This is a genomic window from Sphingobacterium yanglingense, from assembly GCF_004363245.1.
GTDB classification, from domain to species: Bacteria; Bacteroidota; Bacteroidia; order Sphingobacteriales; family Sphingobacteriaceae; genus Sphingobacterium; species Sphingobacterium yanglingense.
Genome location: NZ_SNYV01000011.1, coordinates 1,188,966 through 1,202,851 on the forward strand (window position 1 = coordinate 1,188,966; position 13,886 = coordinate 1,202,851).

The following is a 13,886-nucleotide window of genomic DNA, read 5'->3' on the forward strand; positions in this document are numbered from 1 at the left end:
TTAGACGGGTAAGACTACGGCTTCGGAAAACACTTGATTCAGCAGCGTATTTTCATTTTCATTAGACTGGACATGTGCTTCTTGCTGCAGCCGCAACAACTCCTGATTACCCTGTTCGCCATGATTTTTAATTGCTCGGGCAATGACTAGCTTCGAGTTTACATCTTCGGTGGAACGATAAGCTTCTACTAGAAACCGTAAACTCTCCCCTCCCTGCAAATGTCCCATTGTGGTGATTATTGATTCTCTTACGATATTTGTCTCAAGATGGAATCTATCTATTAGAACCGAAGTACACTCAATATATTCGAGTGCACCCAAAGTCAATATAATCTGCGCTCTTACATCTCTGTTTTCCTGTCTATCCAACATCCCCATTAATGTTGGCGCAGCCTCATATTGTTTAAAAAAACCTATTTCTCGTAAAATAAAAACAATGTAATTCGGATTTTTCGAATTATTGATCCAGCGCAACAGATTCGGAAGACGCCCTTCCTTAGATCGCTTAACGAGTGTCGAATGTAGACGCAGTTTGTCCAACTGAGTAAAGGCCTCGTCAAAATTCTCTTCCATAAATCGAAATGGATTATAACTATCCTGACTCGTATGTAGGTCACGCGCAGTTTTCCGTAAGTGCTTATTTTTATGGAAGGTAGACTTGGAGAGAACACCACTATTGACACCATTATCCATCGCACCGACTATCTGTAAAGCTTCCTTACGCTTCTCTGGACCAGATGTACGGATTCGTTTCTCCCAAAATCCCATAAGACGTAAAGCTTCTATACAGTTCTTGTAGTTAATTTCATTCAATTCTCCTTTCTTATAAACTGAATTCTTAACAGTAAGCACTACGTCGGTCAATACATCAGCCTTCCACCGCTTAGCTTTACTTGTATCATACTGTAGTAATTCTTGGATTTCATCGACTTCATAATTTATTTTATTCTGCATGACGAATGTCAACTTCTCCTCAAAGTGATCCTTTGTATTTTTTTTGGTTTCGTCTTTTCGGTTTATTCTATAGCCAATATATAGCAATCGAAATACACCAAGCAAAGTGATTGCAGCAAGTACCATCACCATCACTACAGTGATGCGGATAATCAATGGGTATCCATTGTACAATGAGCTCAGGTAGCTCAAATAATACAAGTAGTAATCGTAATACATAACGTCTGTCTTTACTATTTTTAATATTTTGTTCTTAGATTAGTAAACACTACTTTCTGGCAGCAACCTTGCATGTTTATGCATGTTTAAAACAATTTGCTCCCCACAAAATAATGATTAACAAAGTTTGCAATTGCTGTAAACAATAGCGTCTCAAAAGCCTACAGCTCCAAGTGGACATCCTGTACAACTAAGCAAAAAAAACAAAATAAGACACCTCCACAAAAACAATAAACATCTGAAAAACAGAAAATTAACAAAACAACGAGTATCTCATAAAAACAAATATGAAAATTGTTTTTTTTCGCTAAAAGGAAAATGTTTCTTTCTTAGATATGGCACTTTATGGGATAAAATAAGACGATAAAAAAGAAGTTTTCAATTGGTGTGGACAGAAAGCCACAAGTGCATTTTATAGCGGAAAGGATAAATGCATCTGGACAAATATGGACGGAACAAAAATACGATAAAGGCATAAAAATTTTAGCTATTGCAATACTTAGACCTATGATTCACGATAATAGGGAATAACAAAGCTATACTATCACAGCAATTAAAATGACCTCATATACTAGCCCAGGAAAGACTAATATTTAATCTCGTAGCTATAATGTAGACAGGAAGGGAATTAATAATAGGACGTTTTTAAACTCAATTCAATGGCTCTTCATAGTCCAAACGGTATTGATGAGGGGAACAACCAAATTCAGCTTGAAAATTTCTATAAAAAGAGGCGCGGGAATTAAAACCACAGACCATAGACAGATCTTCTATCGTATACATCAATTCTTCACTTTTAAGCTGTCGTATAGCGTAATTTAGACGCAACTGATTGACAAATGCATTAAAACCTTTACCAAACTCCTGTTTGAGAAAGGGGGCGATATGATGCACCGGAATCTCCAACTGACTGCTGAATTTGTCTTTGTTAAGATCACTATCCAAATAAGCCAATGTCTGTATGAATAGCTCAATCCGGCCTCGATAGGAAACCTCCTGATCCCTTGTAAGAGGAATCAATGGGATTGTGTATTTCTCCTTATTGTTATTCTTCTCCAGAGCGGAAACATCTCGCTCCTCGTTACTTTTTTCAATGGAATACCACATTTTTTTCAGCCTCCTTTGGGTAAAAAAAATGAACCAAGCCCCTAGCAGGAACATACTATATAATAGAAGGGAAATAATCCTATGGATATAAATATTTCCAGCATCATTGATCATATCTTTCAAGGAAGAGAACAAACTTGCAATCAAAATCAAAAAAGACAAGTACCATGCTCCTTTTGTAATCTTATTTTCCTTAATACGTCCCCGCAGTATCCTTGACACACTCGGTCTAAGATATAATAAGTAACATCCCAAATGAAGTGTAGTAATAAACAGCATAGCCATGGTGTAGTCTAAACTATAACGATAATGCAGATCAGAATCTTGGACAATGATCGAATAGATTATTAAAGCCACAAAGAAGGGGATCAGGTGTAACCAAATAGGTTGAGTCGGAGTATGGTTTTGAGGTAAGTTATGAATCAAAAGTAGCAATCCTGGGCCGTATAATAATCCTATCGGAAACTCCAAAACGAAATGTAACCATGGCGATGCTAATACCTGAGATACATATTCTAACATTAGAGAAAATACACCCATTAGAAGCATCAACAACAAATAGCGATTGAACACAATTTTTTCCTTTCCCATATTTAGAAAAATAAAAAAAGCGCTCAGGATTAGCACCGTAAATGTCGAAACAGTTAATAAAATATTCATTTCAATAGCGTGTTTAGGTACTGTAACTTTCGGAACCACCAATTCCCTAGAGACATAACGATTTCATGTCTTACGGTTAGAGGTTTTTCATAAGTTGTGACTAAACACCAAAAATAACCGAAATAACAACTTTAAGAACCTAAATATCAACTTGAAATTACAAATGTAGTATAACAACTACATTTATTGTATATCAACACCTAAAATACGAGTATGATCGCTGTTGTAGTATAGGAAAAGTACAACAGCGGCAATACTGCGCTAACTTGAAAAAAGATAACGAGGATAGACTCCTGACTCTACAAGTTCCATTATAGACCGCTGTACATTTATCTTATCCTCTTTATATGTAACCCCAAACCATTTGGCACTGGTACCAACGACCTCAAAATTTGCCAGAGAATTACGAATCATATAATCAGCTACTACAGGTATAAAAAACTCAGCTTTAGGATTTTCCAAGTTCTGTTCGACAAATACGGTAAACAAATCTAAAGCAACTTTGAAAATTTTTGGCGTGAAGCCCCAAAAATTCATAGAGACCTGTACATCAGCTCCGAGACACTGCTCAACATCATTTTCCTTATAGATAATCTCTTTAGCACTACCATTTTCCTTATAGTATATCTGAGTTCGCTCAACAATTGTCTCTAAGTTGCCACTGCTGTTAACTCCACATACTCCCCGTGATACGGTTCCATGTTCTGATAACGTATTGGCCAATCGAAAGCCTATCATCCCCATATGCATATGCGAAATCTTCGTACGCAGAAAATCAGCCATTTTCTGAAAGGCATCCCGTCCATAGAAATCATCTGCGTTGATCACAGCAAATGGTTCATTAATATGTTCAAAAGCACTAAGAACAGCGTGCCCTGTCCCCCATGGCTTAATGCGTTGCACTTCCTGGTTAATACCAAATTTCTTTAGATCAGAATCCTGTATGGCATAGCGCACTTCAATCTTATGAGACAGCTTCTCTTCATACAATGTACGGAGTGTAGGCAACGACTGTGCCTGAACTACAAAAACGACTTTTCCAAACCCTGCTGCTATAGCATCGTAAATCGAATAATCGAGAATTGTCTCTCCGGTCGGTCCGAAACTATCAAATTGTTTCAGCGTACCATAACGGCTTCCCATCCCTGCTGCCATAATCAGCAACGTCGGTTTACTCCTGTTTAAATCCATATATTACACTAGTTACTTCTTTATATACTTCTTGGAAGACTAATTTGTCTTGCATGAGGACATCGTCCCCCAATCCTAAATATTACCGCTGTGTATTACACCACCATATCTCTTTGCAGTCCCTAGCTATCCCTGATCCAGTGGTCCCTCCGTATGGATAATGCCTCTTACCTTGTATCTAATCCCTTAACACCAAAATTTTATTTCCCTTTTAATCATAAGGAAGGAGTGCCCAAAATGGCCACTCCTTCATACACGATTTATGAAAATTTATAACGGTAATAGAAAGTCTTACATCCTAATATTAATACCCGTTCAAGTATTACAGGGCACGAATTAATGAGAGCGAAGGTAATGATATGATTGAGAACAAGAAGCTTTTTGCCTCTGTCTCAAATTGACCACAAACCATATTTTATTGTTCAAGTAAATTCATCATCGCTCCTTGGCATATTAAGTATTAGATTCACACGTCAAGCACAATGAAGAAAAAGGAGGAAAGTTTTCGGCCAGCGTCAAAACTTTCTCTCATGGAGTACTACTTCAAAAAGACTATTGTATAGATTTCCTCTCGTTAAGACTTTCGGAAATAGGACGAGAAGAAAGAAACGCGAACCTTAAGAAACAAATTATAATGAAGCCCGTTCTGCCACCACACGACGTAGATCATCTGAGGCAGGCAGCTCAAAAACTTCAAGATGAAAATATTTAATAGCAGCAAAGAGATGGTCAAATAAATCAGACGTTGTATCTTCAAAAAATGCCCACTGTGTCCCCTTAGTAAACATATATAACTCTAACGGTAAGCCATGCTCTGTAGGTGCTAGCTGACGGACCAAAAGCGTTAGCTCTTGGTGAATCCCAGGATTATTTCGCGCATAGGCCATTGCATAAGCACGAAATAATCCAATATTGGTCATCCGTCGGCCATTGACCAACACACTGTCGTCCACACCTTCTTTTTTATTGAAGGCAGCTATCTCTCCTTCTCGTTTTTCAATATAGGATTTTAAAAGGGCAATTTTCTTGAGCTCTTCAATTTCCTCCAGAGTTACATAACGTATGGAAGAGATCTTAATATTAATCGGCCGCTTTATACGTCGACCACCGCTCTCCTGCATACCTCTATAATTCTTGAACGAATCGCTGAGTAATGTATAGGTTGGAATAGTGACAATAGTTTTATCCCAATTTTGAATACGTACATTATTCAAATTTATCTGCAGCACATCTCCATCTACTCCATATTTGGGCATCTCAATCCAATCCCCTACACGAACAGAATCATTGGCCGACACTTGTATACTCGCTACAAAACCTAGAATTGTATCTTTAAACACCAACATCAAGATTGCAGATGCAGCACCTAGGGACACTAAAAATGACCATGGGGATTCGCCCGTTAACAACGATACGACCAACATACCAACAATGAATATCAAAAAAATCTGTACGACCTGAAGATAACTATCAACAGGCTTGTCCTTAAACACCTTCGTACTCCGAAGAATATCCCTCATAGTACGCAATACACTATTGACCAATGCATAGACAGCAAGTATCATCAGAATCGCCAAAAAGGTACTCAAAGCACTACTGAATACAGGAAAGCCCATAAATATAAAGGGGAATACCTGCTGCGCAATAAGGACTAGGATCAACCGGCTCAGATGAACCTGTACTCTATTATCGAGCAAACGGTCATCCCAATCGGTATTTGTTTTTTTTATAAATCTGCTTGCCAAGGTATTGAATACATACCTTGTTATATAATCAACGATTGCTAAAAGTACACAGGCGAAAAAAAGTAATGCTCCAGAAGCTAATATATGATTGATCTGTTCCGCCAGTCCAAAGCTTTTGATCCAATCAAATGTCTGTTGGTAAATTGCACTGGTCGATTGTTCGCTAAAATTCAGTATCGTCGTTTCTTCCATATTCTTTTTACGTTTCTTTCTATAAAGCAGATACCACAAAAATCTTCCTTATTCGAATTGGGTTCTCCTAAAATAGGTAGTACTGATTGATCAAGACCCTCCCCAATTTCAAAAAAATGGTAGCTCCATCAATACAGTCAATCGACTAATATAACATAAATATGCGGGCATTCCCTTAATAAAAATATCAGGAGATCAGTTTGACTTTCCTAAAGCAGAAGAATAGGTAGATGTAGCCCGTTAGCAATAATTTTATTTTTTGTAAATGAAATATATCCCTTTGTCTCCATTCAATGCTTCCGTATTGGCTAAAGTCAATATCATAGCTTGATTTTTGGAGAACGCAGTTGGCACTTCAAAAAGCTTGGCTTCAAAATTATATCCATTTTCCTTATTACTTGTTTCTGTTTTAAAATCAATTGCTCCGTCTGGCAGGTTCAATCTAAGATAGGCTATACCATCCCAATACCATTTTGGCTTATATCTAGGATCTGTAGAACCGTAAATATCGAGCGGATTAAGTATACTCCAGTTAAAATGATTTCGTTTGAAATGAACTACTCTTAGCCTGTCATCTGAGTCATCCCAATCCGCATCCTCTACTTGAAGCTTATCTTTTAGAAATATTCCTCCACTAGGTGGTTGTTGGTTTTCAGAAAGACGCTTTATGGTATTTCCTTCAAAATCTATTTGTAACCAAGAGGACACGCTATAAAGGACATTCTCGCTTGCATTAGCAATAGATAAATACCATATACTATTGCCTTCTGGATCTAGATAAATAGCATCTTCATCTACTTTATTTCCCAACAATAGACAGGGCACATAGTCCAAATCGGCACTCGTCAGTCTTTTTATGATATATGGTCCGCTCTTTCTAATCTGAGACAGATAGCGATAGTTTTGATAAAAAATCTTATTACTACCCTGAGGATATACATACCACATAATCAATGAAACAGTAAAAAGTAGAAATAGTAAAATAATCTGTTTAATCTTGAGTTGCATCTAATTTGTAAATATTATAAGTATCCATTTTACTTATCTATACACAAAAGCTTTAAAATGTTACCCTAGCTTTCAGGTTTTAACGCACAACTCGCAAAATGAGATCTCAAATCAACAAGGCCTACGCCTGCTTTACGGTTTCCCATATTTTGCGGAATACTTAAATCTTATCTTTGACAGATTGAAAAACTGAATATCATACGTTAATAATATATACTTGCCATTTATGGAGAATATAGAGCTCTTGACCCTAATAGTTCTGCTATTTGCTATTTTTGTTTATACGCTGTACCATGCGGTAAACAATCCTAAACTATATAGCCACGAACGATTATTCTGGGTATTAATTATTCTTCTGACGACATTTTTTGGATGGATCGCTTATTGGAGAATAGGTAAAAATGGCAGTAGCAGATCACAGATTCTTCTAAACAAAAGAGCCGATTACCCTTAGTAATCGGCTCAAAAAAACTAATTGTTTCTGTTCCACCATACCCTTGTACTGACAACATCGTCCCCCTGTCGCTCAAGAGCTTCTCTATATTTTGTTCTATTCGTACTCTGTTCCTTTAGCGGATAAATAAAGCGGCTAGGAATCCCATCTCCTACCTCGGGCAGGAACGGGTAAGACACCTGAGTTCCTTTGACTACGCCAGACCATACAACATCTCCCTTTTTAACTAAAAACAGCGGATACCCCGTTCGACGGATCTCTGACCACCCCTCTATTCCTTGGTTAAACAAGGCTAGATATTTTTGGCTTAATACATTCTCTTTATTAGCGATGGGCAGTAAACTCAAATAACTGTCGATATCATTCTGATCAACCTGCCATTTTTCCAAAGACGCACGCACACCTTTTTTGTATGTCTGGTCATCCCATCCTTTTATTTCTGAGATCAGAAACTGTACCTCTGCATATTCCATTAAAACTTCACCATAGTTAGCCGCATTTATAACCGTACCAGGGAGTGACACAGAATCTACAGGAAATAAATCCGCTGCCGCCAACGGTAATCCATAAGGTTGACCAAAGTACACACCTTTACTATTCGGCTTCGCAAACACTTTCAGACGGGGATCTACAATACCAAAAGGTCCTCTATCTCCCTTCAATACATCCACAATAACATGTGAAATAGCAAAATCTTTTCTATTGGCCGTAACCGTCGCCTGATAGAGCGGAGCTTCATTCGGAGAGGAATTCGAATATTTAAACACCGCATTGTCCGCGTTAGATTCAAAAACACCCTTTTGCAAAGCGTCATTTATATGCTCCGCAGCTAATCCTGGCAATTTATGCGCAACACGATTAGCCAATCGCAATCTCAGGCTATTCGCAAATTTGGCCCATTTCAGATTGTTGCCATCATATATAATATCCGAATTCTTAAAAGTCTGTAATTCTTTATACTTGAGCAATGTATCCGCCGACTGTTTTAACTCATTTAGAATATCGGTGTATATTTTCTCCTGCGGAGCATACTTTGGAGTAAGATTATCCGGGTTCTGTTGTAATGCTTCAAAATCAGGATCCTTACTGCCATAAGATTGATAAGGGATATCCCCGAATACATCCGTTAGATTGTGAAAAGCGTACGATTTCAATATTCGGGCTATTGCTATCTGATTAGCATTCGTACCTACTCCACCCGTAGTCACCCATTCTTTCGTTCGTTCGTCCACATTCAACTTTATAATCTCATTGAGGTTATTCAATGCTCGATTTACCCCAGTCCAAAATGCATCCGAATAATTTACAGGTATCATATAACGCGATTGGTCGGTATAGATATTCTGACTAAAATACTGCGCATACAACTGCGCTCCGCGAAGATTCAGATCGGGATTCCTGACCGTATTTATCAAAAGCCGTTCACCACCAACCAGCAAACTTGACGTGCTTACGGCAGCCGGCTTATTAGGATCCGTATTGATTTCTTCAAAAACGCGATCCGAGCAACCTGCAAACTGTAAAGTTGCCAACAACAATCCTATTATATATTTATATCCTTTCATCTTACTCTAAAATTTAACGTTTATATTAAAACCATAAGTTACCGGAGTAGGAATATTTCCCCCTTCTATCCCCTGCACATTCCCTCCACTGGAAGTAAATTCTGGGTCGATATATTTGCTTTTTGTATAGATGTTCCAAAGATTACGGCCATACAGAGATATCCCCAAATCCCTCACCGCTTTCGCTTTATTGATTTTGAAGTTGTAGCCAAGTGTCACCTCACGTAATTTGACGAAAGTAGCATCAAAGATGGAGAATGCTGTAGGACCATTGTATTCATTCCTCGCCCACTGCTGTGCCGTAACCCGGGTATCGTTCTCCTTTACATTACTAACCGTATAAGTTCCGTCTGAATTGAAATTAACATCAGCTTTTACCCCATCCAACACTACCCCCGTCTCCCGGATATTATTTGCAGCCGTCTTGTCCAATATTCCTGCATACATCCCTACTTTATACGTTTGCGAGAAGAAGCTTCCTCCAACCCTGCCATCAATTAAAAAACCTAGATTAAAACCTTTGTATCGAAATTGGTTCTGAAAGCCAAAAATATACTTTGGCAAAACGGAGCCTAGTGGCGTTAATTGAGAAGTCTTCATATACAGTCCATCTTTATCCAATACTTTACGTCCGTCGTCTGTATATACGAAATCATACCCTAAGAACTGACCATAAGTTTCTCCTTCTCGCGCTACTAGATTAACCAATGCATCACTTAGGGTCAACGTATTGACCATATCATCGATTTCCACAATTTTATTTTGGTTTCTAGACCAATTCAACATTGTATTCCATTCAAAACCGCTCCGTTTGATAGGTGTTCCTGTCAATGTGACCTCAATTCCTTTATTATTGATCTTACCGGCATTGAGAACTTTGGTCTCATAACCAAAAGAAGAAGAAACCGGAACAGCAAGTATTTGGTTTCGCGAATCATTATTATAATAGGTTACATCCACTCCCAAGCGATTACGGAATAACTGCAACTGGACACCCGTCTCCCACGAGCTCGTCATCTCCGGCTTTAAAAATTCATTATTCAATTTTTGAGACAAACTATTGGCAGGTCTGCCATCAAATGCTTGCTCTACGTCATATGTTTTGGCCAATTGATAAGGTTCTGTAGCGTTACCCACCTGAGCCCATCCCAATCTTACTTTTGCAAAAGAAAGCCAATCCAATTGCTTTAACCCCTCTAGCTGGCTCAATATAACACTTCCGGTCACCGAAGGATATAAGAAAGAGTTGTCTTTAATAGGTAGAGTCGAAGACCAATCATTCCGTACTGTTGCATCTAAGAATAGGTAATCTGCATAACCTAAAGATACACTACCATACAAAGAGGGCGTTCGCGTGTGGTAACGGAAATTATCGACCTTCACTGAAGACGCATTTTTTAAATTATAATAGTTAGGTACGACCAGACCTCCCTGCGTGATTGCATAATCTACTTTTCGTTTTTGATCCCTCAGATTGGCACCTGCATTAGCGATCAAAGACCAATTGTTCCATCTTTTATTTGCTGTTGCCAAAAATTCATAATTATACTCATTCAATGTATTGGCCGATTCTTCGTACTGAGAGGTACTTCTAGAGTACACAGCTATCCTATCTTGAGATCTGAAATTATAGATATCACCATGTGCTTTTGCATTCAGCGTTAACCAATCATTGACCTCATATTGTAATCCTACATTACCATAAAACCGATCTCGTTGCTCCTCTAAATAACTCTCGTAAGCTGACCAAAATGGATTATCGATAAAACGTGTCGCTTTTCCAGCAGGTGTATTTTGCCATCCCGTTCTGTTCCACGCTTTTGGGGTACCATCGGCGCGCTTATAGTCTTCCAATAGTTTATAATCAACCTGTACCGCCCCCCATTGAAATGCCTCCAACATGATATTTCTATTCGAAGCACCTGACCAAGGTTTACCAACAGAGCTGTTCCTTACATAGTTTAAGTTTGAAGTAATACGAAGTTTACCAAATTGCGTTCCACCAGAGAAATTCAGCGTGTTCCTATTCAACGTCGCATTGGGGACCGTACCACGGACATTTCGATTGGTATAGGAGAATCTATAACTTGTATTTTCGCTAGTCCCTGCTATTGCCAAGTTATTGGTATTTGACAATCCTGTTCTGAAGAAATAGTTTACATCGTGCTTCGGGTATACCCAAGGAGTAGTTTTCAGATAAGCAGCTTCATCTTCAGGATCTAATCCGTACCATTGCAATACTTCCCGTCCATCTAAACGAGGTCCCCAACTTTCATCCGAAGCATAATCTACTATCTGATAGTCCTTTCCATTGATTTCTTGCGTTTTAAAATCCGTAGAATAGCCCTGTCCATATAGTTTCTGTCTCTTAGGCAAACGCACCACATTTTCAAATTCCAGTCCCGTATTCACAGAAATATCTACGCGCTCTCCTTTAGCTGCTTTTTTAGTAGTAATTAGAATCACTCCGTTGGCAGCTCTCGAACCATACAATGCCGCAGCTGTCGGCCCCTTCAAAACCGTTACACTCGCAATATCATCTGGATTAATGTCTTGGATCAGGTTTCCTACATCCTTTCCTGCACTACCATTGATAGTCGATGTCGTATTCAGATCACTATTATCAATAGGTGTACCATCAATGACATAAAGTGGCTGATTATTTCCAGCGATAGAGTTGATCCCTCGTAAGAGTACACGAGAGGAACCTCCCATATTACCACCAGAAGAAATTACCTGAAGACCGGCAACTTTACCAGAAAGAGCACTAACGGCATTCGTAGGCCTTGTCTGTAATTCTGTACCTTTCACTTCTTGTACAGCGTACCCCAAGGCTTTCTTCTCCCGAGATATTCCCAAGGCCGTGACTACCACCTCATTCAGTTGCTCCGATGCAGGAATCAACGTAACCAACAAATCTCCTGAAAGGGAAAATCCCTGTAGAGTTTGTTCTTCATATCCTATATAACTAACACTAACACGTGGTTGATCTGCCTTGATACTCAATAAAAATCGTCCATCGGCATCGGTTTGCGTTTTGACGAGTGTAGCGAGATCCGTAACTGTGGCTCCCGCGATAGCCTGCCCCTCTTGGTTAACAACTCTTCCGACAAGGGAAGATTGGGCATAGATTTTTCCTGTCCCCAGGGCAATAGTCGCCCAGACGAGGCTTATATGTAAAGCTCTGTTCATATTAAAAACAATAATATTAATGGTTAAAAATTAACGGCTGATGTTTTTGGGAATAATCCGCGCTCCCTCTTGATTACCCCCTCAACACATTCGGAAAAAGAATTGCTGTATCATGTTTCATTATTTAAAAAAACAAATATACATATAATCCACCTAATTAGTAGTCTTTTAAACAAAAACAAAACAACTGATTGATAATCAATGAAAATAAAAAATGCAATCTCAAATTGAAATTGCATTTTACTACTTTTATATATTTAAGAAAAAGTAAACCCCATCGACACGGACTTAACAACACTACTCCTATAGAGCCTCAATTAAGCATATCAACTAGTTTAATTTGAATATACTCAATCTCATTTTCGATGACAAATTGATTAAATGCCACCTTATCGTCTCTTCTCGAAAAAACCGGGGCTCCAACAACTTTTAAATCTGCAGGACTATTAGAGGTCAACTTATCAAGCTTTTTGGATGCTAAACTGAGTACATACACATTATTATCAGCAACAAATGTAACCTTGTCTCCCTTAGAACTGATATTTATTGGAGAAGAAATAGAAAAATCCAAGTCTGTCAAATAGGTAGTTTCCCCTGTCGTCACATTACATTGCACCACCTGATTACGCCCGTGATCATCTTTGGCTAATGCATAAATAGTACTACCGTCAGGAGACGAACGTAGCCAGTGCCTTAAATCGGAAAGTCCCTTAGCTGTACGAGACAACCTCCGTTGCTTGATTCCTTTGGGTACCTGGGGACGTTCTCCTAATTTCCCAACAGCCATTGTATCATCCAAAATTGACTGAGGATCTATTCCTACGGTAAAAATCTCTGTTACAGTCTCTCCCTTATCGTTACGTGTATTTCCTTGAAAGGCTATTTCATATCTCCCCTTAATTTCCACCCAACATTCATCAAAAGCTTTAGAAATCTCATCCGATCCCCACTTTGGTTCTCGTACCACATCGGTCACTACTGTGGCATACAGCTTTCCGTTATTGTTGCCTTTCCCTTCTGGCACTACTACTCCCCTTTCGTGAGGCACCATCACTCCGACCACACGCAAATCAGGATCAACAAACTCATCGTTGTAAGTAAAACTAACTAACCTACCATCTGCACTCCAACAATGTGAATGCGTCCCCCCCCGTAGTGATCCGGCAGTATAAGGAGACACGATATCACGAGCATCCATGTGTATCCCTACCATAGGACTATCGGTATCTATCGCCAAGCCAAAACGTCTAGTCATATCATATGGCTTATTTTGATTAGCATCATACAGGCCATGAATAAACAACACCATATTTTCTTTGGGGCTAAAGGAGGCAGCTCCTACGCCCGGCCCATACTTTGTTTGATTATTAGTCTTGTAAAGGATTTTCTCTTCACCAGTCTTTATGTTAACCATTCCAATTGTTGAAGTCTCTCCAATTTTGGTATCATCATTACGACCATCGAACACAATCCATTCATCATCCGGAGAGAATGCACCATTATGGTGTATTGTATGGCCGCTGGCCGTCCGTGTTAAGGTTGTAACCTTAAATTCATGCATACAGCTATAGAAACTAGAGGGTAAAAAACATATTAATA

At 38.8% G+C, this 13,886-nt stretch carries 9 protein-coding genes; 1 reads left to right on the forward strand and 8 read right to left on the reverse strand.

Annotated elements, in window-relative coordinates; genetic code table 11:
* From CLV99_RS07405 to CLV99_RS07425, 5 genes are all read right to left on the reverse strand, one after another.
* Complete coding sequence (locus CLV99_RS07405) at window positions 1–1,173, reverse strand: HEAT repeat domain-containing protein (protein ID WP_133583837.1); 1,173 nt, start codon at window positions 1,171–1,173, stop codon at window positions 1–3.
* A gap of 651 nt (window positions 1,174–1,824) precedes the next feature.
* Window positions 1,825–2,940 (reverse strand): helix-turn-helix transcriptional regulator, encoded by a 1,116-nt coding sequence (locus tag CLV99_RS07410; protein WP_133583838.1) that lies wholly within the window; start codon window positions 2,938–2,940, stop codon window positions 1,825–1,827.
* Window positions 2,941–3,201: 261 nt separating this feature from the next.
* A complete protein-coding gene (locus CLV99_RS07415; RefSeq protein WP_133583839.1) occupies window positions 3,202–4,131 on the reverse strand; it encodes a nucleotidyltransferase family protein in 930 nt (309 codons plus the stop codon).
* 629 nt (window positions 4,132–4,760) lie between these two features.
* Complete coding sequence (locus tag CLV99_RS07420) at window positions 4,761–6,068, reverse strand: mechanosensitive ion channel family protein (RefSeq protein WP_133583840.1); 1,308 nt, start codon at window positions 6,066–6,068, stop codon at window positions 4,761–4,763.
* 252 nt (window positions 6,069–6,320) lie between these two features.
* Window positions 6,321–7,076: a hypothetical protein gene (locus CLV99_RS07425; protein WP_133583841.1), complete on the reverse strand. Its 756-nt coding sequence runs from the start codon at window positions 7,074–7,076 to the stop codon at window positions 6,321–6,323.
* 226 nt (window positions 7,077–7,302) lie between these two features.
* Between CLV99_RS07425 and CLV99_RS07430 the strand changes: the two genes are divergently transcribed.
* A complete protein-coding gene (locus CLV99_RS07430; RefSeq protein WP_133583842.1) occupies window positions 7,303–7,530 on the forward strand; it encodes a PLDc N-terminal domain-containing protein in 228 nt (75 codons plus the stop codon).
* A 17-nt stretch (window positions 7,531–7,547) separates the two neighbouring features.
* Here the strand turns inward: CLV99_RS07430 and CLV99_RS07435 are convergent, their stop codons facing one another.
* The 3 genes from CLV99_RS07435 to CLV99_RS07445 all read right to left on the reverse strand — a co-directional run bounded on the left by CLV99_RS07435 (window position 7,548) and on the right by CLV99_RS07445 (window position 13,848).
* Entirely contained in the window at window positions 7,548–9,095 is a 1,548-nt protein-coding gene (locus CLV99_RS07435) for a SusD/RagB family nutrient-binding outer membrane lipoprotein (RefSeq protein WP_133583843.1), read from the reverse strand.
* Between the two features lie 6 nt (window positions 9,096–9,101).
* Window positions 9,102–12,287 carry a SusC/RagA family TonB-linked outer membrane protein gene (locus tag CLV99_RS07440; RefSeq protein ID WP_133583844.1) on the reverse strand — a complete coding sequence of 1,062 codons (3,186 nt, stop codon included), beginning with the start codon at window positions 12,285–12,287 and terminating at the stop codon, window positions 9,102–9,104.
* Window positions 12,288–12,600: 313 nt separating this feature from the next.
* A complete protein-coding gene (locus tag CLV99_RS07445; protein ID WP_133583845.1) occupies window positions 12,601–13,848 on the reverse strand; it encodes a DUF3748 domain-containing protein in 1,248 nt (415 codons plus the stop codon).
* Between the last annotated feature and the right edge of the window lie 38 nt (window positions 13,849–13,886).

Coding starts and splice junctions, on each gene's coding strand:
- CLV99_RS07425 (WP_133583841.1), bottom strand. CDS start 7,076: ATGCAACTCAAGATTAAACAGATTATTTTACTATTTCTACTTTTTACT.
- CLV99_RS07420 (WP_133583840.1), bottom strand. CDS start 6,068: ATGGAAGAAACGACGATACTGAATTTTAGCGAACAATCGACCAGTGCA.
- CLV99_RS07430 (WP_133583842.1), top strand. CDS start 7,303: ATGGAGAATATAGAGCTCTTGACCCTAATAGTTCTGCTATTTGCTATT.
- CLV99_RS07415 (WP_133583839.1), bottom strand. CDS start 4,131: ATGGATTTAAACAGGAGTAAACCGACGTTGCTGATTATGGCAGCAGGG.
- CLV99_RS07405 (WP_133583837.1), bottom strand. CDS start 1,173: ATGTATTACGATTACTACTTGTATTATTTGAGCTACCTGAGCTCATTG.
- CLV99_RS07445 (WP_133583845.1), bottom strand. CDS start 13,848: ATGCATGAATTTAAGGTTACAACCTTAACACGGACGGCCAGCGGCCAT.
- CLV99_RS07440 (WP_133583844.1), bottom strand. CDS start 12,287: ATGAACAGAGCTTTACATATAAGCCTCGTCTGGGCGACTATTGCCCTG.
- CLV99_RS07410 (WP_133583838.1), bottom strand. CDS start 2,940: ATGAATATTTTATTAACTGTTTCGACATTTACGGTGCTAATCCTGAGC.
- CLV99_RS07435 (WP_133583843.1), bottom strand. CDS start 9,095: ATGAAAGGATATAAATATATAATAGGATTGTTGTTGGCAACTTTACAG.